The organism is Chryseolinea lacunae, assembly GCF_016735595.1.
Taxonomy (GTDB): Bacteria; Bacteroidota; Bacteroidia; order Cytophagales; family Cyclobacteriaceae; genus Chryseolinea; species Chryseolinea lacunae.
Genome location: NZ_JAERRB010000006.1, coordinates 14,624 through 40,524, shown reverse-complemented (window position 1 = coordinate 40,524; position 25,901 = coordinate 14,624). Strand labels below are relative to the sequence as shown.

Genomic DNA, 25,901 nt, shown 5'->3' with positions numbered 1-25,901 from the left:
GAAGAATGAATAGGCAGGCCAGCAACAATGTTGAATTTTGGAAACGACCACACGTGCTGGCCTGCTGTTTCGTTGTCGTGAGTATGTTCGGGTGTATGACGGAAGGAAATGCTCAATCAAAAAGTTTGTGGCTGATTGCCGGGCAGAGCAACGCTGTGGGGCAGGGCGATAGCACCTTGTCGCCGGTGTGTGAGGTGGGGAGCGCGTGGGAGTATGTGTATGCTTCCGACGTTTTGATTCAGTTGGCCGATCCGGTGGGCGAACGCGGATTAAATTTTGAAGCGGCGCACAGCGGAAGCATTGCGCCAGCGTTTGCCAAAACGTTTTCTACCTATGCCCACAAACCGGTGGTTGTGATTGCTGCCGCGCGTGGTGGAAGCGCTTGTCATCGCAGAGCCGAGTTGAACAACTATGGCACGTGGGACACTTCGGGCGACCTGTTGTTGTTTGATGCAGCAATACAAAAAGTGAAGGCTGCCGAAAAGAAAACAAAAGAATCGCTCGAAGGCATTGTGTGGCTTCAGGGCGAGCGCGACGCCAACGCGATTAACGCTGGCACGCTTACGGCAGCGGAGTATGAACAAAGTCTTGTGGATCTGGTGAATCGTTTCCGGAAATCACTGGGCGACCAGGTGCCGTTTTATATTGTGCAGACCGGCTATTACACCGATCACCCCAGGGAAGGTTTTGACGCCGTGCGTGAAGCCCAGAGACATGTAGCCACAGCGTTAAAAAACACATTCATCGCCTACACAGAAACCCATACATTTGAAGCACGCGGATGGATGAAGGATCAAATACACTACAACCAAACGGGATTAAATCATATCGGCACCACCGTGGCCGAAGTCATTTCAAAACGTAACGATCAATGAAAGTCAATTATCTTTTTCTTATTCTGTTTCTTCTTCCTTTTGGTATTCAGGCGCAAGCCTCGAAAACACCGTTGCATGGCGAGTGGGCCTTCGCGCTGGACCCGGTGAACATTGGTGACCGTGAGGACTGGTATAAACCCACATTCCCCAGCAACCGCTGGGACAAGGTGACGGTGCCGCATTGTTTCTCCGTCGACCCAAGATATTCCCTCTATACCGGCACAGCCTGGTACATTAAGAAATTCAAGCAAACAAAACTACCCGCGGGTCATCGTGCTTTTCTTCGGTTTGAAGCCGTGTTTTATAAAGCCGGTATTTGGGTGAACGGCAAAAAGCTTGGCGAACACGAAGGCGGCTACACACCCTTTGAGATCGACGTGACCGAAGCGTTGTCGGAAGAAAATACACTGGCCTTGCGTGTGAACAACGCGTGGGACACCACCACCATTCCCGGTGCCAAGACGCGTGTGAATTTTGAAAACGAAAACAGCGCACAGGTTTTTCCGTGGATAAACTACGGCGGCATCAACCGCGAAGTATACCTCATTGTGCGCCCGACAACATTCATCCAGCGGGTGAAGATTGTGGCCGATCCCGATCTTATAAAGAAAACAGCCTCCATACAAGTAAGGGTCGATGTGGCAAACGCCGATGCTTCAAAGCCTGCACCCGCACTGACCATCTATAACAACAAGACAAAAATTCCTGTGAAGTGGAAATCAAAACCCGGAACCACAGGATCTTATACACTGGAAGGCACACTGGCTGCCAAAGATGTGAAGTTGTGGAACCAGGACGAACCCGTGCTCTATGATGCCGAGGTGGTGGCTGGTGCCGATACGCTTCGAACAAAATTTGGTATTCGCAAAGTGGAGGTGAAGGGCACAAGTCTTTTGCTGAACGGTGAACCCATTCGCATGGGTGGATGCAACCGCCCGCTTGACTATCCGAAGTATGGATCGATGGATCCTGCAATAGTGCTGGAACAGGATCTGAATCTCATCAAAGCCGGAAGCATGGAGCTTTCGCGCATCAGTCACTATCCCGTGTCAACACAATTGCTGGACTGGGCTGATGCACACGGCTTGTTGATTATTGCCGAAGCCGGCAACTGGCAACTCACGCCTAAACAGATGGCGGATCCGGTGATGCGCAAAAAATTTCAGTCACAGTTCAGCGAAATGGTTGAGCGCGATTGGAATCATCCATCGGTGATCGCGTGGAGTGTGGGCAATGAATATCAATCGCAAACCCCCGAAGGCCAGACGTGGACAAAAGATATGTATGCCTACGCAAAGCAACTCGATCCTTCACGCCTCGTCACCTTTGCCAGCATGATGGTATGGCGCGAAAACATTAAGACCGCCGAGGGAGAAGCATCGCAGTATGTTGACTTCATCAGCGCCAACATGTATGGCAACTACCTCGCCAACCTGAAACATATTCACGAACTCTACCCGAACAAGGCCGTCTACGTCAGCGAATTTGGTATCCGCACCGACGGTGTGAAAAACGAACAGGGACGTGTGGATCACCTCGTGAAAGCAATGCAGGATTTTCGGCAGTGCGATTTTGTGGTGGGTGCCTCGGTGTGGACCTTCAACGACTATCAAAGCCGTTTCCCCGGCACAAATGCAAACGGTTATCGTCCGTGGGGATTGGTGTCGCCCGAGCGCGAGTTGCGCGACATGTATTTTACGTGGCAGGAAGAATTTTCTCCGGCAACACTTTCGGTGACACGCACAGGCAACAAACTTTCGGTCACCGTGTCGGCGCGAAAAGATCTGCCCAGCTACACACTTCGGAACTACAAACTTCTCTGTGGCAACCAAACGTTCGACATCGCGCAGCTTAAACCCGGCGAAAGCAAAACGTTTGAGTGCGAGGGCAGCGCCACACAATTGTCGCTGGTGAAACCCGGTGGTTTCACGGTACTCAAAAAATCAATTGGACAATAACGTTAACGGCAGGAGATATGATTATAGCAGAACGCGCATCGTCACGGTCTTTTCAACAAAAGCTCATCGCGTCCGATCTGGTGGTAGTGGGCGGAGGATTGGCCGGTGCATGCTGTGCCATCACGGCAGCCCGTGAAGGCATTAAGGTAACGTTGGTGCAGGACCGGCCCGTGTTGGGCGGCAATGCTTCGAGTGAAGTGCGCCTGTGGGTGCTCGGTGCGACGTCGCACATGGGCAATAACAATCGCTGGGCACGCGAGGGTGGCGTCATAGACGAAATTCTGGTCGAGAACATGTATCGCAACCCCGAAGGCAACGCCGTTATATTCGACACGGTGTTGCTCGACAAGGTGACAAGCGAACCCAACATCACACTGCTGTTGAACACGGCGGTGATGGAAGTTCAGAAATCTACAGACGATACCATTAGCGGAGTGAAAGCATTTTGCAGCCAGAACTCCGTGGAGTACATGCTCATTGCGCCGTTGTTTTGTGATGCTTCGGGCGATGGCGTACTGGGCTTTTTGTCGGGCGCTGCATTTCGCATGGGTGCTGAATCGCGTGAAGAGCTGGGCGAAAAATTTGCGCCCACAAAAGATTACGGCGAGTTGTTGGGACACTCGCTTTATTTTTATAGCAAAGACACGGGCAAACCGGTGAACTTCGTGGCGCCGTCGTATGCGTTGGAAGACATCACGTCTATTCCGCGCTACCGGAAATTCAACACAAAAGAATTCGGGTGCAACCTGTGGTGGATTGAATATGGTGGACGACTGGACACGGTGCATGAAACAGAAACCATCAAGTGGGAATTGTGGCGTGTGGTGTATGGCGTTTGGAATCACATCAAAAACTCGGGCCAGTTTCCCGAAGCGCGCAACCTCACGCTGGAATGGGTTGGAACAATTCCGGGCAAGCGCGAAAGCCGTCGCTTCGAAGGCGACTATATGCTACGACAACAAGACATCGTGGAGCAACGCGAACATAAAGACGCCGTAGCCTTTGGCGGTTGGTCAATCGACCTTCATCCTGCCGACGGTGTGTTCAGCGAAAAGCCCGGGTGCAATCAGTGGCATGGCAAAGGCATTTATCAAATTCCTTATCGCAGCTACTACAGCCGCAACATCAAAAATCTTTTCTTCGCAGGGCGCATCATCAGCGTCAGTCATGTGGCGTTTGGGTCGGCACGCGTGATGGGCACCAGCGCCTATGGTGGACAAGCCGTAGGCATGGCCGCCGTGTTGTGTAAAAGATTGAACGTGTTGCCCGCCGCACTGGGCGACGACAAACACATGAAGACGTTGCAGCAAATGCTGATGCGTTCCGGTCAACACATTCCCGGACTCACGTTGGCCGATCCGGAAGACCTGATGCGGACGGCGACAGTCTCGGCGTCGAGTGTGGCAAGTGTGAACGAACTTCCGGAAGAAGGTTTGCTGAAGACACTCGATCCGGCCGTGGCGCAAATGTTGCCGGTATCAGCGGGTAGCCTTCCCGTGTTCACGGTGCATGCGCAGACGACGACTGCGACATCGCTGGAGGTGGAGTTGCGCATTTGCAGCAAAACCGGAAGCTACACACCCGATGTGGTGCTGGAACAAAAAACTGTGGCACTAACTCCGGGAAGAAATTGTGTGAAGATCGCGTTCGACACCGTGCTGGCGTCGACACAATATGTGTTCATCACGTTTCGTAAGAATCCTGCCGTGCAATTGCACTTCACGTCACGTCGCGTGACGGGCGTGTTGTCGGTGTTTAATCTGGTGAACGAAGCCGTGTCGAACTACGGCAAACAGGAACCACCCGAAGACATCGGCATTGACGCATTTGAATTCTGGTGCCCGCAGCGCAGGCCAGAAGGACAGAACCTCGCCATTAAAATGAGCGAGCCATTGAAGGGCTTTGAAGCAGAAAATATCCGGAACGGCATTGCCCGCCCCACCGACAAACCCAACGCATGGGTGGCAGACTTGAACGACAAAAAGCCAACGTTGACGCTGACGTGGCAAACGCCAAAAATCATCCGCAACATTGTGCTGAAATTCGACACTGACTTCGATCACCCCATGGAGTCGGTGCTGATGGGCCATCCGGAAAACGTGATGCCCTTTTGTGTGCGCCGTTATGTGTTGCGCGATGACGAAGGCCGTGTGGTATATGAGAAGACGGACAACCATCAAACCATGAACGTGATTCGGCTGGCAACGCCCATGCAAACCCGGCAACTGACGCTGGAGGTGGAGCATCCGTCGGCAAACGTTCCGGCCGCTGTGTTTGAAGTGCTGTGCTATGAAAATTGAAATGAGAAGTATGAAGACTATAATGATTTGGGCAGGTGTGTTGATGCTGGCGTTGAGCGGCTGCGGGCAAAAGGAAATAGCGTTGAAAAACGAAAACCTGAACGTGCAATGGAAGAAAGGTAGCGACGGCTGGCAGTTGAATGAACTGCAGGTGCTGGTGAGCAAAACCTGGACACCCGTGGGCACACCGTCGGGCCGCTACACGCTGTTGTTTAGTGAAAACAAACCCGACACAACCTCCACGGTTTTTAAGACCAGCACCGGCGTGGTGTTTCCGGAGAAAATTTATCGCTATCAACAGGACTTTTGGAAACAGGCAACGGCATCCGTTTCGCTGAACACAGCGGGGCAAGCCGTGGACTTCTTTCCCACCGAAGCAAAAACAACATCGCCCGACGCCATCGTGTTTTCAAGCGACAACGACTACCTGACGCTGACCGCCACATGGACACTCGACAAAACATTTTCGTCCGACATCGTTGTGAAACAACACGCCGTGGTGAAGAAAGACGGCTACTATTCCCTCAGCTCTCCAACGCTGGTCACCATCGCCGAGAAGGACATGGCGTGGGCCGCAGTGCCGGGATATTTTCAGGGCAACGCGATTCAGAAAGACTTTGTGCGTGGCTATGCCTACGGTCAGGGTGTTCCCGAGCGACCCGTGATCTACCGCGAGCGTTGCGTGAGCACACTAACGTCTATCATCGACACAAAGGAGAACGTTTCGTTTTCCGTGATACCTGCTCCGGGTTTGGGTCGTGACCCCTGGGCGAAAGATCAAAAGACACACGAAGACTGGAACATTGGTGTGTCGCATAAAAATCGCGCGGCAGCGCTTTCGCCTTCGCTTTATTTTCCGGTGCTGGGCGAAAATCCTTCGCACCTCAAGGCGGGCGACACGCTGTCGTTTGAGTTTCGCTACAGCCTGCAAGACGGCAATTGGTACAAGAGTTTGAATCACGCTGCCAACGACATCTATCAATTCAAAAAAGGACTTGCGCTGCGCACTAATAAAGAGTCGCTCATGCACCGCGTGGAGGCCATGCACCACTACCTCACCGACCCCAAGACATCGCTGTGGAATGTGGAAACCTTTCAGGGCATGAAGATCGGCGGGCAGGAATATCACGGCGGCGTGGTGGGTTCGCAAAACGATGCCATCAAAAATTCGGACTATGGCGCCATGTGGATGCTGGCCAACGCCACCGGCGATCCGATACTGCAAAAGAACGTGTTGCCCTATGCACTCAACTTCAAACTGGCCCAGCAACAAACAAAACCCGGATTTTTTCAGGGCGCCGCCATGGGGCAGTATTACCTGATGAAGCGTAAAATATTTGTGGAGGAATGGGGAGAATTTGTAGAGCCCATCAGCCTCACGTATTACACGATGCTCGACATGGGTAACATTCTTCTGTTCGAACCGGAAAATAAATTGCTTCGAGATCGCCTGCGCCTTGGAGCCGACCTGCTGTTGCACTGGCAGAAAAGCGACGGCAGTTGGGAAGTGGCCTACGACCAGGAAAACCAGAAGCCCTTGTTCACCGACATCCAGGATCTGCGCCCGACATTCTATGGCCTGATTGTGGCCTACAGAATTTTGAAGGATGAAAAATATTTAGCGGCCGCAGAGAAAGGTGCAACCTGGCTGATGAAAGAAGGTGTCGAGAAAGGACAATTCATTGGTGTGTGTGGCGACGCGCGCTATGCCCCCGATTTTGCCACAGCGCAGACAGCGCAGGCGTTGCTCGACCTCTATGACCTCACGCACAAACCACAATACCGCGATGCGGCCATCGCCACCGCGCGGATGTATACCACCTCCATCTATACACACCCCATCCCAACCCGGGCAGCAAAAACCGTGAAGGGAAGGACGCGCGAAGATTGGGAGATCGCGCAAGCCGGTCTGGGCTTTGAACACGGCGGCATCATGGGTTCGGCGCAACGCAACGGTCCCATTCAACTCGCCAGCCATGCCGGCCTGTTTGTGCGGGCCTTCGCGCTCACCGGCGACTCGTTGCTGATCGATATGGCGCGCGCATCGGCCATCGGCCGCGATGCTTTTGTGGACTCGGCCACACACGTGGCGTCCTACTATTGGCAAGCAATGAACAAAGGCTCCGGTCCTTATCCTCACCATGCATGGTGGCAAATTGGATGGATCACCGACTACCTGATGGCCGAAGCACAACTGCGGTCCGACAACAACGTGGTGTTTCCCCGCGGCTTTGTGACCCCCAAAGTGGGGCCGCACCAGAGTTATGGTTTTGCCGCCGGAAAAATTTACAAGGAGTCGGCCAACCTGATCCTGCGCGAAGGACTGTTCTCGGTAGCCAACCCCAACATAGAATGCATCGCCGCACGGGCCACATCGGGCAACCGGTTGTTTGTGGTGTTGCTGAACGACCGCAACGAAACCCTGCACGACATGCTGCGCATCGACGCGGCCAAATGGAAAACCGGGGCCACGGTGAAAAGCATCACCGAACTGACCACGCAGAAAACAACACCGGCCGGGGAATTTGTGGAGATCACGCTGGCACCTTATGGCCTGCAAGTTTTTGCCATCGACCTTTGATTCAATCTCCATCCTAACTTAAGTTTACACCCCACAGCCCGTACTTCATGGAACAACTGGATTTTATTGTGATGATCGTTTTTGCGTTGCTGATTTTTTCCATCGGGCTGGCCTTCACCCGCATGGGCAGCAAGAGCAGCCAGGCCTTTTTTGAAGCCGGTGGTGAAACGCCCTGGTGGATCAACGGGCTGTCATTGTTCATCAGCTATTTTTCGGCGGGCACGTTTGTGGTGTGGGGCTCCATTGCTTACAAGCATGGCGCTGTGGCAAATGTTATTCAACTCACCATGGCGGTGAGCGGTTTGCTGGTCGCCATGTTCATAGCCGCCAAGTGGAAACGCACGGGCACCCGCACAGCGGCGGAATATATCGGCAAGCGACTGGGCACCAATGCGCAGCAGTTCTATACCTATCTCATTCTCATTCTCAGTCTGGTCAACACCGGCGCCGTGCTCTATCCCGTGGGCAAGATGGTGTATGTAGCCACACCGTTTTCGCTGAACGCGTGCATCATTGGCATTGGGGTGGTCATTGTGTTATACACGGCGGCGGGTGGACTGTGGGCCGTGCTGGTCACCGACGTGGTGCAGTTCATCATTCTTATGGCGGCTGTGCTCATCGTTATTCCGGCGGCCTTTGGTGAAATCGGCGGCGTGAACAACCTGTTTGTGAAAGCCCCTGAACATTTTTTCGAACCCTTCACCTCCGACTACACGGCGGGCTTTATGCTGGCGTTCATCGGCTATCAAACGGTTTACATCGGGGGCAACTGGGCCTACGTTCAACGCTACACCAGTGTGGCAAGCGAGCGGCAGGCGAAGAAAGTGGCCTATCTGTTTGCCGGTCTCTACCTTGTAAGCCCCGTCATCTGGATGTTGCCGCCCATGATCTACCGCATCATCAACCCAAACCTGCAAGGTCTTGATCCCGAGGGAGCGTACATGATGCTGTGTCAGCGCGTGTTGCCGGCAGGGTTGATTGGCTTGGTGTTGTCGGGCATGGTTTCGGCCACGTCGAGCAAGGCCAACACCACCATCAATCTTGCGGCTACGGTGTTTGCGCAGGATGTGTATCGCGTGTTTCGTCCACAGGCTTCCGACAAAGAACAGATTCTTGTGGCGCGTGTATTCACGTTGCTGTTTGGTGCGGGCACCATTGGTGTGGCTATGCTGGTGCCACAGGCCGGGGGAATTGTGGAAGTGGTGCTGAGCATCGCGGCCATTGCCGGCGGTGCGTTGTTTGCGCCGGTCATCTGGTCGTTGTTTTCCACACGGCAAACATCCGTTTCGGTGGTCACCACCACCGTGGTGGCGTTGCTCATTAATTTGTTTTTTAAAGTCATTGCACCATCGCTCATCGGCCTCAAGTTTAATCGCACGGTAGAAACGCTGCTGGGCGTAGGCCTTCCGTTGTTGTTGCTGGCGGGTTTTGAAATCTATTATTATCTGAAAGGCATGCACTCGGCGAAGGCGTTGCAACTGCGCCAGGAACAAGCCGTGCCGCCAGTGCTTTCGGAAGCACACCACGTGGAAGCAAAGCGCCAGAATGTGTTTGGCACAACTGTAATCGTGATCGCGTCGGCCGTGGTGGGATTGGGCATTTTTATTCTGGGCACGCTGTCGGCCACCAACACGGTGGTGATGCTGGTGGGCGGTGCCATCTTCACCTTGTCGCTGGTGGGCTATTGGCGCATTCGCACTACGGCCTGACCGGGCGCGCCCGCCTTCGCAATTGTCGGGTTTGTTTTTTATCTTCGTTCATCGCGGGCTGACCAACCTAACCCCGGCGCGAACGCATGGATAAATTTTTCCACATCCGGATGCTCATGGGCACCATACTCGGTTTGAGCATTGCCCACCTGCTGAAAGGCGTTGTGAAAATTATTGAGCACCCCGGGAAAGTAAAATCCTATAGCGTGCACATGCTGTGGGTGTTGTATCTGCTGCTGCTCATCGTGCATTTCTGGTGGTGGGAATTTTCACTCCACCTCATCACCACCTGGAATTTTCTTACCTATCTCTACCTCATCGTCTACACGGCATCATTCTATGTGAACGCCACCCTATTGTTTCCGGAAGTAATGACCGACTATGCCGGCTACAAAGACTACTTCTATTCGCGACGCAAGTGGTTCTTCGGCGTGCTCACCGCCACATTTCTTCTCGACATCATCGACACCCTCATCAAGGGAGAGTCGCACATGACCCACCTCGGCTATGAGTATGTGTTCTACATCGCCTTCCACGTGGTGGGCTATTTGCTGGCGATAAAAATCGAAGACGAGCGTTTTCACAAAGCCTTTGTGGTGACGGTGATTGTGTATCAGTTCGTCTACATCTTCAGGCTTTACTTCACGCTTGAATCCTGACCGGATAATAAAAAAACTAAACCTCTCTCTCGCATGAACGAAAACAAATACCTCACCAATGCCACGCACGCCGTGCTGCTGATTTTGGGTGTGCTTGCCCTGATGATTGTCGGGCAAAAATTATTCATCCCACTCACCTGGGCATTTTTGTTTTCGTTTGTGCTGCATCCGTTTTGTCGTTTCCTGGAGAAACACCGGTTTGGCCGTACCACGGCATCATTGACGGCTGTGTTGGTGTTCTGTTTTGTGAGTGGCTTTATTCTCATATACCTTATTTATGAAGCGGTGCGGATACTGGAGAATGAGCCCGTGTTATATTCTAAAATGAAGGAACAGATCACAGCGCTGCTGGCCAAATTCCAGGAGGCCACCGGCGTTGCGCTGTATGATCCTCAGGCCGAAAGCAATTCATCGTCAGAACCCCTCATGAAAGCGCTGCCGTGGGTGGCCAAACAAGTGAGCTCCATTGGCGAAAACCTGGTGACCGTGTTGCTGGTGCCCATCTATCTTTTTTTCATGCTCACGTTCAGAGGAACGATCAAGCGGTTTGTGCGACACCGCTTCGAACAGGAACACCTTGACTTTCTTTCGCTGCTGTTGAAGAATTCTCGCAATGCCGTGCAGAGCTATCTCAACGGAACGCTGGTGCTCACCGCACTTGTGGCTTTGGTCACATTCATCATCTTGTTGTCGCTGGGCATACGTCATGCATTTTTCTTCAGCGTGTTCTATGCCATCCTCAGCCTCATTCCCTACATCGGACATTTGATTGCCTTCATCATCATCATTGTGTTTGCCTGGGTCACGAAAGACTCTGGCCTGTCGGTGATTCTGGTGGCTGTGGCGTTGTATGTGGTGAATGTGAGTCAGGAAAATTTTCTGCGTCCAAAGCTGATCGGCAATAAAATGGAAATGAACTCGATGGTGGTGTTCAGTGCCGTGGTAGTGGGAGGCATGATCTGGGGGCTGTCGGGCATGGTGTTGTTCATCCCGCTGCTGGGCGTGTTGAAGGCCATCACAGTGAGTCACGGTTCGCTGAAGTCTTACACCACGTTGTTTGAACCGTAAAGCCGGCGAAGCCGCTCACGCGCGAAGGCATGGCGGCTCACCGGCAGAATTGAATTACGCACAACGGCATTATAAAAATCACTTGATCTTTTTTACTGGGCAACATTCACGGTCAACCCCTTTGTCCAATGTTTCCATTCATGACTGTAGTACAAATAAGCTGCGTTGGCTGCGCCCGTATAGCGGCCCGGAATTTCGGCTTTCAGGTCGAGGTTGATGGTGCGTGTTTCAGAAGGTCCCATCTCGCGATAATAGAAAGCGATGCGGTCTTCCAGAATTTCATAGAAGTCAAAGACACCTTTCTCCTGTAGTTCCTTCAGTTGCCACGGTTGCACGGCCAGTCCTGCGGGAATTCCCACAACCGCTAGTGTCATGGGCAAGCCGCTCGCTGTTTTGTTTGCCAACTGAATGCGGAGCCTCACGGTTTCATTTGCACGAACCGACGATTGATTCAGTACGGTTTCAATTTTCACGGGGCAACGTTCGTGCGATGGCGGTGTTTTTGAACTCCACTGCAACTGAAGGCTGTAGGGCAATGGAAGCTTTGTTCCTTCGAAGGCAACGCGAACCGTTTGTGAACCATCGGACGTGAGTTGATGGGCAAAACGATCAAGCACAAGTTTGTCTTTGGTGTCCTTTTCGAAGTGGCGGCTTTGCGAGCGTTGGCCATTCACCGTGAGCGCAACGTCGCCACTTTCCTGGATGGCGCGCATCACGTTGGCATAGGCAGTCAATGCCTGCAGCGACACCGTTATGGCCTGGGTTGACCCGAAGCTTCCATATTGACGATGTTCCAGAAGAAAATGAATGCAGCGATCAACGACAGCCTTATGGAGCAACCCTTCCTTGAGCAACGCTTGCACCCAGAAGCCGATCGTTTCGTTTTCCAGCGACACACCCTGGCTCCAGGTAATTGAATTTTCTGCAGTGACGGACTTCAATTGCGTTGATGTGACATGGTGACGGAAGTGTGTTACAAATTTTTGATAGTCGTCCATTGCGTTCAACTCAAAGGCGGCGTTTGCCAAAAGAGCCATGCGATACAAATCTTTGTTGCTCCACGCTTCGTCGCGCGCGGTTTCATATTCTCTCCGGATGTCTTTGCTTCCGGTGAGTGCCAACGCATAGACGATGTAGGCATTGTTGGTGTTTTTGGGTGCCGAAGAGAAACCATACTTGCCATGATTTTGACGAAACCCCCCAGCGTTATCGCGGCGCGACATCAGCCAGTCGCGTGTTCGCGTGAGCATGGCTTCGTCTACGCCCGGATAAACTTTTTTCATCTCGTGAAATTCTACCAAACCATAGGCACTCAATGCCTCGTGTGCGGGCGGATGTCCAAACCACTCAAAGCCACCGTCCTTTATTTCGTAGGCAGCAAGTTGCTGGTAGCCGCTCTTGATATACCGCAGTGCGATGTCTTCTGCAGCGGGATTTGAGATCCCTGCTTTGCGCAGATACTGCAGGGCGAGAATGTTGGGGAACGTGCTCGACGAAACTTGCTCGAAGCAACCGTGTGGTGCGCGCAGAATGGACTCGGCCCCGGTGAACAGGTCGCTGATCACGTCGGGATAGGCCGTGAGCCTGGCCTGCAACGAACCTTTCTCGACATCGTGCACTGCAAACCGAAACAAAGTGTCCAGCGCTTTTCCACCAAAGTCAAGCTGCACGGGGAAACCCACGGGGTGAACTTGCAGCGACTTGTGAATCTCGTCGCGATAGTCTCCACTGCTTAGCTGTATCGTTACGGGATACACACCGGCTTTCGCCTGGGGCACAAGGGTGATGTAGGTGGTTTGTGTTTGGTGCGCCGCCACATTCACGTTCACCGTTTTGGCAGACGCGGTCAGGGCATCGGGCACGGTGATGACAAGTTCACCGCTCAGGATTTTGGAAGTGGTGTTTTTGATGCGCACAGGGATTTTCAGCGTGTCTTCATAGCCGATAAATTCAGGCAGCTTTGCATCGATCGAAAAGGGAAGCTCAGTGAAATAGGTTTCTTCTGTTCTTCCCAGCAAGCCCAGCCCCGACATGCCTTCTGCGGTTATGCGAAACGTGCTGGTGATATCGCCGTTGAAAAACGACAGCGATGCCTTGCCTCTGTTATCGGTGACCACCGTCGGGTTCCAATACACCGTGGTGCGAAAATCGTTTCGAGGTGCACCCTGTTCTTTCCTGGAATAGACCGGTGCATAGAACTCGCGCACCGCCGAAAATGCGCGCGGAAAAATGGTGAGATGGTCATAGCGCGATGCTTTCCTTTTTGTCGAAAGGTTCCCACGCCAGATCCGCGAACGCGTGTTGATGACAATGACACCGTTGATGGCCTGGCTGCCATAGAGCGCCGAGGCTTCGGGCGATTGAAGCACCGTAATGCTTTCGATGTTGTTTGGGTTGATGATGCTGCCGGTTGAGAAATTTGTGTTCAGGCTGTTCCCCACGGGCACACCATCGATCACAAAAAGAGGTTCGCGATTGCCGCTGGCCAGGGAGCTGGCGCCGCGTATGACGATGCCGGTGTGCGATCCCGGATTGCCGGGTTGGGATTGAATCTGAACGCCGGCTACTCTTCCTTGCAGCGCAGTCTCGAACGACAGTGCTGGCGCGAAACCTTCCAATGCATTCCACCGGACAACCGATACACTCCCGGTCATATCGCGTCGTTCCGTTGCAGCATAACCCACCACAACCACCTCACTCAGTTGCTGAATGTCCGGGTCCATAGACATATCGAAACCTGTGGACGAATTGAGGCCAGGATTTTTTTCCACGGCTGGGCCGACGTTGTCCTGCAACGTTTCACTTCGAACGTCCGAAGAAGGCGCAGCGTCATCGCCCACACCCGAAGGAAAAATGGTGTCCATGCTGGTGTTGCCTTTGTGAAGAACCATTTTGTTGGGCCTGCGGGAGAGCAAAAGAATGGGTGTGGTTGGATCGATATTTTTGAACATGAATTTGCCGTCGCCGGTGGTTTTCACGTTGGCGATGCGTCTTCGGTTGTTAAGTTCCATAAGGATCACCTCTTCGTTTGCGCTGAGTTTTTTTCCGTCGCTCACCGAACCCAGCAGCAGGTTTTCTTTTTCGGGCGCATAGGTAATTTCTTTTGGTGTAGCCAGAGTCGACCAGTTAAACCTTCTCCATCCTTGCGTCATCAGCAGGTAGTCAAGAGCCAGCGTGGCTTTTGGTTCGGTCTTGTCGAAATAGAAGGAGGGTTCTTGCACGGCGCCCTTCAGTTCCGACGACAACAGGCACCACGAAAGAATATTGTCCTGTTTGTCGTCGGCCATCGAAATGAGTTGATCGTCGACCACGGCCAGCGAGAGCTTTGCAGGGATAGGATGGCCGTTGGCATCCGTGGTCTCAATGTCGAGCGATACTTGTTCGCGCGGCTGATAGTGTTTTTTGTCGGACTTTATTTTGATGTTCAACTGCGTTTTGGCATTCACAAACACGAGACGCTCGCACTGTTCAAGACCTTGTGCATCAAACAGGGTGAACACGGCAATGCCCGGGGGAAATTTTTTTGTATTCACGGCGACGGTGTTTTTACCAGCCTTCAACGTCACTTTGCCGGTATGATAAAGTTCGCCCTGCACCTGGCCGACCAGAAAACCATCGGTGGCAAACGGTGCATGGATCTCAAACGTGGCATCGTCATCGTCCTGCGCTGCTTTGGTCAGGCCAAAGCCCTGCGCTTGTGGCTTAGGGAGCAGGGTTGCGCCAGCGATGCCCACAGGTTTAGTGATGATAGCCCGATACTGCTTGCCTGGTTTCGCAACAAACGAAAACGCGCCCATGCCCATGTGATAGCTTTCGAATGTGCAAACAAATTTACCATCGTCATCCAAAACCTGCCCCGACACATCGGCGCCTTTGCCAAATTCGTTCACGGCTTTGAACGCTACTTGTGTCGGCACATCTTCAACAAGGTCGCCACCTTCGGGAAAAAATTGAAGCGCAATTTTGTTCAGCACAATAGGAACGGATCGGGAGATGGATTCTTGCACGCCGTTGTTCTCAACCAAAACCTGCAACAGACCGTCGGAGGTTTTTAAATCCTGCGGAAGCGTGAATGTTATTTTCGTTGCGCCGGTGTTGTCGGTCTCTGCTGTGGAAGAAAGAATGTTGCTGCCGGCCAACGACACCGACCATTTTACATGGGAGCGGGCAGGTTCATTTCGCAAATCTCTCACCGAAAGATCGGCCGTAACGCGGTCGCCGACGCCATAGGCTTCCTTTTCAAAATCCAGTTTCAGCAACAGCCGTGGTGTGATGACGCGTTGCACGATAATCTCTTTCTTGAACGCATTATCGTCGCCACCATTTTTCATCCATTGCGTGTAGGCTTTGATCTTGTAAAGCCCACCGGCGGCGGCTTCGGTTAGTTTAAAGTCGCCGCGGCTTGTGCCTTCTTTTACAAAGAGCTCCAGGCGTGTGGCCAGGTTTCCCTTGGGATCGATGAGCTCCACATACACCACGTCGCTGATGGTGGTGGCCGTGTGATGGTTGCTGTTCAACACAAACGCGTTGAACCAGATGTCTTCTCCGGGCTTATAGAAAGTTTTGTCGAATTGCAGATACACTTTTTCTTCGGGGTATTGCCGATTGTAGTGTTGCAAAGAAGCTTTCAGTTTTTCCAGGAAAGGAATGTTGTCGAACGATGCCTGCAAAACAAATGCGAAGAGCAGGAGGGCGATGTAGACGATGCGTTTCATAAGTTTAAAAGAGAAGGGTTACGATGGCACTGAAGCTGCGGGTACTGGGTGTGTTGAAGAGGTCGAGGCCCGACCCGGTGGCATAGCCGAACAATGTCGACGACGGGTCCACACCTTCGTAGGGCGTGACCAGAAAAAGATTACGACCAACAAGCGAGAACCTTGCTTCCTTGATGAACTGCCGCTGGTTGACGCGGGGTGTGGCATACGAGAGCGACAACTCACTCATCCGGAACCACGATGCATTCTGAATATACTCTTCGCCCACGCCAGCCCAGCCATAGCGCACCCACCGGTTGCTGGCCACGGGTTGCGAAGGATCGGCGAAGTTCACGGACTGTGTGTTCACCTGCCCTTGCTCGTTCACACCTTCAAACACATAGGCGCTGGTGTTGCGTAGCTCTGCCGTTGTGGCAGACTTGCCGAGATAGTCCAGCATGCGGGCTGTTCCGTTCCAGGCCTGGCCACCGTGTTTGAAATCGAGCGTCGTGGAAATTTTGAATTGATGTATGTTCAGGAAACTGGTGAAGCCCAGGACCCAATCGGGTTGTGGGTTGCCAATCATTTTCAAGGTGTTGTCTACCAGCGGAAAGCCATCGGCACCAATGATCATGTCGCCGTTTTCGTTTCGTTGAAACGTTGTGCCATACAGCGCGCCCACCGGCTTGCCCGGCGCCAACACGGAGGCCACCGATTCAAAACCCGCCAGTGCAATGAAGGGATCGGTTGTAGCCAGTGCATCCACAACGTTATTATAGGTGCTCCACTTCAGGTCAACACCCCAGTACGTTTGGTTCCAGTTCGAAGAGTTGAAGGCCAGTGCGACCGATGCGCCCGTGTTGCTGATGGATGCCGCGTTGCCCAGGGCGAAATGACCGTTGCGATATATTGGGCTCACAAAGTTGTCGGTTTGAAAATTGAAATAGGAAAACTCGAACGAAAAATACCGGAACGCATCCAGGCGCACACCCGTTTCGAGTTTGCGTGTGGTTTCCGGTGCGAGGCCCGACGGGAAGAAAAGCTCCGTCGATTCATTGAAGGTGTTGTAAGCCTGGAGCGTCTGACGTGTGGAGAGATATGACCAGTTGTTATAGATCAAGGGTGCTTCGTGTAGCGTGCGTGAGAGTGACACATACGGTCTTAGTAAGTCGACTTGGTCGATGTATAGTTTGTTTGCCAGGTCCACACTGAGACTGGCTGTAGGAAAGAAGTTTGTATACGAATCGGCCGGCGCTGTATTCGAGAAGTAGCTGCGGTTTGCCAGCTTTAATAGAATGAAATCCTCATAACGCTCCTGCAGGTTCACCGACAACTCATGGCTTGTTCGCGAAGGTGTTTGTTGCATCTGGGTGCGCATACCGGCTGCTTCAAGAGAATAGTCACCTTCGCGAAAGCGTGTGCCGTCGGTGCGGTTGAGCTTCCGGAATTCGGCGTTGACGACATAGGAGGCGTTGACTTTCAAATCGTGTGAAGGATGTTTGTAGGTCGGCGACACCATGGCACTGAGCAGGGTTTGATCGTCTACGCGATGTGTGATCCGGCCGTCGGCAAATCCCGCATAGCCTATGGGAAATCCGTGCACGATATCGTTTTGTTGTTTTTCTATGCTCGCCGATGCGAGATAGCCAAACGGTTTTTCCGTGCGTTGCAGGTTTAGGTTGGCCAGCAACCGGTTTTGTTTTTCGCGATCTGGAAAGTTGCTGAGCAGGTCATAGGGATTATCGACAAGTTCAGGCGCATGCGACCGGACAGAACCATCGGCAAGCCGGTAGGCCTCCGTTGAATGAAGCGCCGCATTTCGCTGCAGACCGTTGGCGTTGTCGAAGGTGGGCGGTGTGCGATAGATCGAGCCGACAATGGTGGCCAGGTTTGCCCCGCGATTCATGAGCCGGCCGGATGAATGATTGTACGAAAACAGTCCCTGCAATTTTGTGCGATCGCACAGCTGCACATTTCTCAATGACAGCGACGCGTTTTGTCGCGTGTAGTGTGCGTTTGGAAGAATGCCCTGGCGATTTCGGTTCTCAAGCGACACACTGATATTTCCTTTTTTGAAGGAGGGCACTGTGAGCTGAAGCTCCGTTGATGTGGAGATGGCGGTTCGAAAAACAGAGGCATCATATGCGGCGGCCGATGCTCCACTGCCCGTTCCCGCCGTCACCAACCTGCCTTGACGATCATACGGATACACACTGCCGTCGTATTCGAGCGTTCGGAGAAGCGGACCCCAGCTGAAAATTTCGTTGTTGTCGGGGCCTTGCCATTGCGCGCTTCCGCCTTGCGGCCGACCTTGTGCATAGACATTTTGAAGCGACGGCAGTTTGTTGATGGTTTCGAAACTGACGGTGTTGGTGAACTGACCACTTATGCCGCCCACGGGGTTGGGGTCGTTGGCAACAACCGTATAGTGCTGCCCCACGCGTCGAATGGCCTTGATGCGTTCGGGCGCAACGTTGGCGCGGTTGGTATAGGATGGGGTCTTGTCGGAGAGCACCGTCACACCCGGTGTGTTCAACGTGGTGGAGTCTTTGAACAGCATCGCGTAGAGCGAGGGCTGCGGTTTTTCTATGCGCTTCTGCGCGGGAATTCTCGGCGGTGTCTTAAAATTTTCGGGGCTCACCACCACTTCGCGTGTTTGCATGCCGATGAACGCAAACACCAGCGTCGATCCAACAGGCGCCTGTATGGAGTAGTAGCCATCCGCATTGGTGACGGTTCCCGTCTGGGTGCCCTTTATTATCACATTCACACCGGGAAGCGGACTTCCGTCGGTGTCGTGCAGCGTTCCGCTGATGGTGCGGGTTTGGCTGTGAGCTTGCCACGATGCAAGCAGAAACAGCAGCAGGGTAAAGGTTCGCAGCATAGACTTTTTGATTTAGGTGTTTCTATGATGCAGAGCCGGTCGGGATTCCATACGATCCCCCGAAAAAGTTATTTGTTTTTATACAATGATCAAAAAATCATGAATGATCAAAAAATCATGATAGAGCCACCAACCGCTGCATAAAAGAAAAAGGGAAAGCGTGCGAGCTTTCCCTTTTTACTATAGAGTGATCTTGGTGACTTAGTGCGTAGCCGGAGCGGGCGTGGTGGCCGCGACGGGTTTGGGAGTTACGCCCAGTTTTTTCAGAATCAGATCCGACACATCCATGGAAGGATCGCTATAGAGCAACAGCCGGGTGCCGCCAATCACGTCGCTCACGATGAACTGGTAGCCGTTTTCCTTCGCGGTGTCTTCAATGCCTTTGCCGATTTTTTTATAGACGGGTTCCAGCAGTTGATTTTGTTTATTCTGAAGTGTGGTCTGGGCATCTTCCCGCAGCTTCTGAAGGTTCTCCTGCATTTGTTGCATTTCGGTTTCGGTGTTGTTGCGCACCGGTTCCAACATAGTTTCGCGGCCCGAAATGTATTCGGCATATTTCTTTTTCAGCTCGGCATCCTTTCCTTCAATTTGTGCCTGAAGTTGTTTTTGAAGGGTCTGCATGGTAGACTCCACTTGTTTGGCGTCGGGCAATTGTGTGAAAATATAGTCGATGCGGGCATAGCCGACTTTCAGGGGTGTTTGTGCCAGGGCAGCGCCGCAAAGCAACAGGGTGATGAGGGTGAGTGTGCAGGTTTTCGGAGAAAGAAGTTTCATAAAGACGCTAGTTTTTTTCAGGTGTTACGGTAAGATGAGTTTGGTGCCTGGATAGTTTTAGGGCACCCGAAAGGTAATCAGAAAGTGTTCATCGGTGGACTGCGACCGGCCAAAAAATATCCATGCGCGTACAGCCGGTGGGGTATCAAATAGTCGAATCGACTTCAAATAGCGCGTTTTAAGGGGTTGGCATGCATATTGGATAATGGCTCATCAGCGATTAGTTTAGGTTGGATGAAATATTCATCCGCTGGCCCCGAATGGCAATTCGGGGCCTTTTTTTTGCCAACACAGAGTACTTGAAAAAATAACTGGAGGGTCAGTGTCGTATGCTGTGCCATACTACTGACGCAGACCGCGGGATTTTTAACACGGCTCCTGCAGTTATCTACGGCATCGCGCAGAATAATGAAGTACCTTTAACCTTGAGCGCGAAGATCAAGGACCATGGAAGAGAAAATCGTAGTGCAAATCGAAGGCGGTTCGCGTGAATCTACCGTATGGACCTGCGACGACATCCGGTTGGGGCACACGCGTTCACGATGCGCGGTCAACACCACATTTTCGGCCAGTAGCCAGTCCGATGTGGTGCGCCTGCATTTCGGGATGAGAGGAGACTATCGTTTCACCTATCAGCAGTTGGGCCAGACCTTCGACCTCATTGGCAGCCACCACAACCTCATGTATTCGCAAGGCTTCGACATGACGGTGCAAAACAAAACCGCCGAGATCGAAACGTTTGGCATCCAGTTTCCGAAAGATACATTCATCGCCTACACGCAAAACACCACGCCGGAGCTGGAAAAGTTTTCTAATGATGTTCTGGCCGGTCGCAGCGTGATGTTGTCGCCGCACTGGGGAGCCATCGATCCGGGCATTCAAACCGCGATTCAGCAAATTCTTCACAATGCCTACACGGGCGACGTGAAGAAAATGTTTTTGTTGTCGAAGAGTGTCGAGTTGTTGGTGCTTTCGGCCGAAGCCTGCACCAAACCGGTGGTCCGGGGCGAACCGTTTCTGAAAAGCAAAACCGATAAAGAGAAGATCATTGCCGTGCGCGACCTGGTGAATGCACGCGCACATTGTCCACCCAATCTCTCGGAGATTGCCCGCGCTGTGGGATTGAATGAATACAAACTGAAGCGTGGGTTCAAGGAAATATTCGACACCACCGTGTTTGGCTACCTCACCGCCCAACGACTCCATCTCGCCGAACGCTACTTGCGCGACACCCGAAAGACTGCCGCCGAAATTTCGTCGGAGCTGGGCTATGCCACGCCCCAGCACTTTAATAATGCGTTCAAGAAAAAATTTGGAATGACACCCTTTGCCGTGAGAAAAAATCCGGAAAACGCAATCCGCGAAACATGACCACCAGCATCTTTGCACCGATCAACGCATTAAAACTATCAGATCTATGAGCAAACCTTTGATTGTTACCAGCACCATCACCATCGATGCCCCGGCCGCAAGCGTATGGGAAGTGTTAACCAACTCGGCGTATACAAGACAATATATGTTTGGTTGCGAAATTGAGTCGGACTGGAAAATTGGAGGGCCATTTCTTTGGAAGGGGGTATTTGATGGCAAAGAACTGGTGGCCGTGAAAGGCACGCTGGTGGAAAAAAAAGACGGGTCGCGATTGGCCTACACCACGTTCGATCCCAACACGCCCATGGAAGACAAGCCTGAAAACTATACCACGGTGACCTACAGCCTGGAGACCATCCAAAACCAAACACGCCTCACGGTCACCCAAGGCGACTTTGCCACGGTGGCGGATAGCGAACGGCGCTATGCGGAAACCTATAACAAAGGCGAAGGCTGGAATCCAATCCTGGTCGAAATCAAGAAACTTGCGGAGGTTTTATAGGCCGCATTCCGGCAAAAACATTCCCTCCAAAACCCGCCATGGTCGCTGTTTTTGCGGCTTTTTTGAAGGCGAGACTTTTTCCACCGAAGTCTGTTTGTAAAGATTAAATTCCTTTGCTTCATTGCCGGGAATATCAGACGCACAATGGACATGGAGCTGAAGCAATGGGACGCAATGCGGGGAGGTGACGAAGAAGCTTTTGCCTGGATGTTTAACCGCTACTTCAAATTTTTGTACAACTACGGTCGCAAGATCGGGGCCGACGATGCGGCAGTGCAAGAGGCCGTGCACGAATTGTTTGTGGAGCTCTGGCGCTTTCGCGACAATGTTTCGCCCACCACATCGGCACGCTTCTACCTCTATCGTTCGCTCCGGCGCAGGCTTTTGCGAAACGGCGCTCAGAAATCTTTTTTCACATCCGAAGGTGCCCTCATCGAAGAAGCATTTCACTTTTCGGAATTGTCGTCGGACGAAAATTTGAACGAAGCACAGCCCAGCGATCAACGTCTTTATCGCCTTCAGAAATTGCTGAGCGACTTGTCGCCGCGTCAATACGAAGCGCTTATTCTTCGCCTCCAGGATGGTTTGTCGTTTGCCGAGATTGGAACGATCCTCTGCGTTAACGAAACAACGGCCCGCGAGCTTTTGCAACGCGGCCTCACCCAAATGAAACAGTACGCCAAATACGTGCTTTAACCCACACGCACAAATTCAACGCGAAGCCTACGACGGATGGTGCCAGTCCTGATTCCAGATGTCGGCATACTGATCGGGGTGGCGTTTGAATTGGGCCAGCACATACGGACACAGCGCAATCACCTTCAGGTCGTGTGTGCGGGCGTAGTCCACCATCAGGGCCAACATCTTCCCGGCCACACCCTGGCCTTTCAGCTTTTCGGAAACTTCGGTGTGATAGACCGTCAGGTTTTTGCCAATGACACTAATGACCATTTCGGCAAGGCGTTCGCCGTCTTTTTCCAGCAGGAAAGCACCGTGGCCGGCGCTGTTCAAATGCAATTGTATATCGTCCATGGAAGCTGCTCTAGTTTTTTCTGTGTTGACAAATATCGGAAGCCGGCGGCGATGCACCATGTTCGTTGACGAACAATTTTGTTCGGTGACGGAGGGAGAAGAAATCGCCACCTTCACAGATGTCCCTTTTTCTACGCCACGGCGCCTTTTCAACGTGGCATTGATATTGGAACGTGGCATGGACCACACCTCTTAAACACGTCGAAATGATCCGGAACTATCTGCGCATCGCCTACCGCTCCCTTCTCAAAAACAAAGCGTTTTCATTCATCAACATTGTGGGCCTCGCTGTGGGCCTGGCGGCGTTTCTGTTTATTGTGCACTATGTCAGGTTCGAACACAGCTACGAAGGGTATAACAAAAACGCGGAGAATATTTTTCGCATGACCCTCGATCTCTACAACGGCTCGGAATATGTGGTGACCGACTGCGAAACCTACGCCATGACCGGCCCCGGTCTGAAAGAAAAAATGCCGGAAGTGGTCGACTACGCACGCATGTTTCACAACGATGGCCTGCAGGAAATAAAAACAGGCGACCGTAAATTCCTGGATGAAGGCATCTACTTTGCCGACCCTTCGGCGTTCGACATGTTTGCCGTTCGCCTGCTCACCGGCGACACCACCACTGCGCTCACCGCGCCGATGCTGGCCGTCATCTCCGAATCGAACGCCCTCAAATATTTTGGTCGCACCGACGTGGTGGGCGAGCCACTGGAAATCGATCGGATGCTCTACCACGTCTCCGGCGTCATGGCCGACGTGCCTCCCAACACGCACTTGAAATTCAACATCCTGTTGTCACACACCAGCGTGATGAAGAGACATCCCTGGTACAAAGACGACACCTGGGAAAACAATAACGAATTTACTTACCTCAAAATGAAGCCGGGCACCGACGTAGACGCCTTCAACAAAAAGCTGGTAGCTTTCTCGGAAACGATGAAAGATAAAATCAACAAAGACCGTCTCGCCGCCGAGCCCATGCGCGACATACATTTATACTCACACAAAACATTTGAACCCGAAGTGAACGGCAATGCACGCACCGTTTCGTTTTTGATGCTCATCGCCGTCTTCATCATCATCATTGCCTGGGTAAACTACATCAACCTGTCAACAGCCCGCGCCATGGAACGTGCGCGCGAGGTGGGCATACGCAAAGTGATGGGTTCGTTAAAGTCGCAGTTGATTTTTCAATTCCTCTCCGAAGCAGTCTTAGTGAACGGCCTGGCGTCGCTTCTGGCATTGGCACTTTTTCAAACCGCGTTGCCCTTATTTCGTCAGCTCACAGGTCAACCGCTATCCATGCACGTGCTGGACGACACCACCTTTTGGATGTTGTGGTCGGCCCTGCTGTTGGCAGGATCGATCTTGTCGGGATTGTATCCGGCCTTTGTGCTGTCATCCTTCAACCCTGCCACGGTACTGAAAGGAAAATTCCGTTCATCCACACACGGCCAGCGGTTGCGACAGGCCCTTGTGGTGTTTCAATTTGCCGCCACGGTAATTTTGCTGGCCTGCATGTGCACGGTCTATCTTCAGATCACCTACCTGCGCAAATACGACCTGGGCATGAGCATCGATCAGACGCTGATTGTGCGTGCACCCGACCTCGAACTTTCCGACTCGCTCTATCGGTCGGCCGCCCAAAGTTTGAAAACGGAGTTGTTGCGTCGACCCGTGGTTCAGGGTGTGGCACAAACCACGTCGCTGCCGGGCCTGAGCCTGCACGAACTGGCCACCACCAACAACGTGAAACGCCTTGGCCACAAAAACGAAGGCGGAAGCTATAACTATTATGTGTTCTCTATCGACGCCGACTTTGTGCCAACACTGGGCATGAAACTCGTAGCGGGCAGCAACTTCGAAAGCGGCAGCCCGAACATCGACAAGGTGATCATCAACGAAGAGGCCGTGCGTCGCCTGGGTTTTGCAAATGCGGAAGAAGCTATCGGCAGCCGGCTCGACTACTATACGCGCTGGAAAGGCGAGCCCGCAGTGATCGCCGGGGTATTGAAAAATTTCTACCAGCGGTCGCCCAAGGAAGAACACATACCCATGTTGTTCAGCTACACCGATTGGCCAAGTTATTTTGCCATACGCCTCAAAGGGCAGGACGTTACACAAGCCGTCGCCGACGTGAAGCAGGTTTGGGCTGACGTGTATCCCAACAGTATCTTTCACTATTTCTTCCTCGACGACAACTACAATCAGCAATACCGCGCCGATGCGCAGTTTGGAAGCGTGATCGGAACCTTTTCGGCACTGGCAGTTTTCATAGCCTGTCTCGGTTTGTTTGGCTTGTCGTCGTTCACCATTGTGCAGCGCACAAAAGAAATCGGCATCCGCAAAGTGCTGGGCGCATCGGTGCTCCAAATAGTGAGACTGCTCTCTCGCGACTTTGCCAAAGTGGTGCTTATCTCCGCCGTAATAGCCATGCCGTTGGCCTACTTCGCCATGGACGCCTGGCTCGCCAACTACGCCGTGCGCATCACCCTGAACGCCTGGATATTTTTATTTCCCGTGGCCATAATCCTGCTGCTGGCCCTCACCACGGTGAGCTTCCAGACGGTGAAGTCGGCCCTGGCAAATCCCGCAAAGGCATTGAAGCAGGAGTGACGAAATGGGGTGGTGTTTCATTATCCGTTGGGGAAAACGGATTTGCATTGCCATGCCCGCCAGCGCACATCAAAATCCGGATTTGAACACGGTCTTTACTAGCCGGCCCGTTGCAGGCGGTGTGAACGCATTTTTGCCGTGGCACACAGATTGAAATGGGGTAGGGCAGTATATTGTTACATTTGGCACGACCATGAAAAAGATCGACATCCTGAACTTCATCACCAGCTTCCGCAAAGCCCCCAACGACATCAAAACCCACGGCGAAATCCTGGCCCACCTCGGCGCCACCCACGAACCGGCCATCAACCAGATGCTGGAAGAATTGAAACAGACCCGGGTGGTGAAAGAAGTGGAGCAGAATGGTGAACGTGCTTTTCAGGTGATGACGAAGTGAGGAGAGGTAGTTAGGGTAGAAAGGCACTTTGTTGCTTCACTCAAATTTGTCCTTTGACGAGAGCCTAATCGATCTCGTGCGAAACACGCGAAGAGATGGGATCTAAATTGTTTCTATTATTAAAGCATTTGGTTGTAATTCAGTCTTCCCCTTGGGAACAATTTTCAGCAAGAAAGAGTCCCTTTGTATAAAATAGTTGCTGGCTTCACCATGATGCCATGTAAGAAAGTGGGGAATTCTTTTAAATTCGGAATTGGCAACAATGCATTATTTCTTTAAGCAAAGTCGCCTATCTCATTGATGGTAATAATAGTGCCCCGTTAAGACATTTCACTGATACGGCAGACTTTGAAGCGTATGTTTTATGTCGAGGAATGATTTTTATTTCATGTAAGAAATATCCTTCTTGCTGCTGATAATTTGGAGCTGCAAATAAAAGATCGTATTGTTTAAACTTTGTTGTTTTTTTGCGATTT

General features: G+C 52.3%; 16 protein-coding genes. 12 read left to right on the top strand and 4 right to left on the bottom strand.

Annotated features, from left to right (window positions below):
- Positions 1-5 precede the first annotated feature (5 nt).
- From JI741_RS17890 to JI741_RS17860, 7 genes are all read left to right on the top strand, one after another.
- Positions 6-875 (top strand): sialate O-acetylesterase, encoded by an 870-nt coding sequence (locus JI741_RS17890; RefSeq protein WP_202012135.1) that lies wholly within the window; start codon positions 6-8, stop codon positions 873-875.
- Positions 872-2,833 (top strand): glycoside hydrolase family 2 protein, encoded by a 1,962-nt coding sequence (locus JI741_RS17885; RefSeq protein WP_202012133.1) that lies wholly within the window; start codon positions 872-874, stop codon positions 2,831-2,833. The genes JI741_RS17890 and JI741_RS17885 overlap by 4 nt, the downstream gene beginning before the upstream one ends.
- 17 nt (positions 2,834-2,850) lie before the next feature.
- A complete protein-coding gene (locus tag JI741_RS17880) occupies positions 2,851-5,133 on the top strand; it encodes an FAD-dependent oxidoreductase (protein ID WP_202012131.1) in 2,283 nt (760 codons plus the stop codon).
- Between the two features lie 10 nt (positions 5,134-5,143).
- Positions 5,144-7,714: a glycerophosphoryl diester phosphodiesterase gene (locus JI741_RS17875; protein ID WP_202012129.1), complete on the top strand. Its 2,571-nt coding sequence runs from the start codon at positions 5,144-5,146 to the stop codon at positions 7,712-7,714.
- A 47-nt stretch (positions 7,715-7,761) separates the two neighbouring features.
- Positions 7,762-9,423, top strand: coding sequence for a sodium:solute symporter family protein (locus JI741_RS17870; RefSeq protein WP_202012127.1), 1,662 nt, complete (start codon positions 7,762-7,764; stop codon positions 9,421-9,423).
- Positions 9,424-9,509: 86 nt separating this feature from the next.
- A complete protein-coding gene (locus JI741_RS17865) occupies positions 9,510-10,082 on the top strand; it encodes a hypothetical protein (RefSeq protein WP_202012125.1) in 573 nt (190 codons plus the stop codon).
- A gap of 33 nt (positions 10,083-10,115) precedes the next feature.
- Entirely contained in the window at positions 10,116-11,150 is a 1,035-nt protein-coding gene (locus tag JI741_RS17860) for an AI-2E family transporter (protein ID WP_202012123.1), read from the top strand.
- A gap of 92 nt (positions 11,151-11,242) precedes the next feature.
- Here the strand turns inward: JI741_RS17860 and JI741_RS17855 are convergent, their stop codons facing one another.
- From JI741_RS17855 to JI741_RS17845, 3 genes are all read right to left on the bottom strand, one after another.
- Complete coding sequence (locus tag JI741_RS17855) at positions 11,243-15,865, bottom strand: TonB-dependent receptor plug domain-containing protein (RefSeq protein WP_202012120.1); 4,623 nt, start codon at positions 15,863-15,865, stop codon at positions 11,243-11,245.
- Between the two features lie 4 nt (positions 15,866-15,869).
- The gene (locus tag JI741_RS17850) at positions 15,870-18,728 is read right to left on the bottom strand and encodes a TonB-dependent receptor (RefSeq protein ID WP_202012118.1); all 2,859 of its coding nucleotides are present in this window, start codon (positions 18,726-18,728) and stop codon (positions 15,870-15,872) included.
- Between the two features lie 201 nt (positions 18,729-18,929).
- Positions 18,930-19,502 carry an OmpH/Skp family outer membrane protein gene (locus tag JI741_RS17845; protein ID WP_202012116.1) on the bottom strand — a complete coding sequence of 191 codons (573 nt, stop codon included), beginning with the start codon at positions 19,500-19,502 and terminating at the stop codon, positions 18,930-18,932.
- Between the two features lie 447 nt (positions 19,503-19,949).
- Here JI741_RS17845 and JI741_RS17840 point away from each other — a divergent pair, with 447 nt between their 5' ends.
- The 3 genes from JI741_RS17840 (at position 19,950) to JI741_RS17830 (ending at position 22,071) form a co-directional block, all read left to right on the top strand.
- Entirely contained in the window at positions 19,950-20,873 is a 924-nt protein-coding gene (locus JI741_RS17840) for a helix-turn-helix domain-containing protein (protein ID WP_202012114.1), read from the top strand.
- Positions 20,874-20,919: 46 nt separating this feature from the next.
- Positions 20,920-21,375, top strand: a complete 456-nt coding sequence (locus JI741_RS17835; protein WP_202012112.1) for an SRPBCC domain-containing protein — start codon at positions 20,920-20,922, stop codon at positions 21,373-21,375.
- Between the two features lie 150 nt (positions 21,376-21,525).
- Entirely contained in the window at positions 21,526-22,071 is a 546-nt protein-coding gene (locus tag JI741_RS17830) for an RNA polymerase sigma factor (protein ID WP_202012110.1), read from the top strand.
- 27 nt (positions 22,072-22,098) lie between these two features.
- Here the strand turns inward: JI741_RS17830 and JI741_RS17825 are convergent, their stop codons facing one another.
- Positions 22,099-22,407 (bottom strand): GNAT family N-acetyltransferase, encoded by a 309-nt coding sequence (locus JI741_RS17825; protein WP_202012107.1) that lies wholly within the window; start codon positions 22,405-22,407, stop codon positions 22,099-22,101.
- Between the two features lie 206 nt (positions 22,408-22,613).
- Here JI741_RS17825 and JI741_RS17820 point away from each other — a divergent pair, with 206 nt between their 5' ends.
- Positions 22,614-25,028: an ABC transporter permease gene (locus JI741_RS17820; RefSeq protein ID WP_202012106.1), complete on the top strand. Its 2,415-nt coding sequence runs from the start codon at positions 22,614-22,616 to the stop codon at positions 25,026-25,028.
- Between the two features lie 193 nt (positions 25,029-25,221).
- Positions 25,222-25,425, top strand: coding sequence for a hypothetical protein (locus JI741_RS17815; RefSeq protein WP_202012104.1), 204 nt, complete (start codon positions 25,222-25,224; stop codon positions 25,423-25,425).
- The last annotated feature ends 476 nt before the right edge of the window (positions 25,426-25,901 follow it).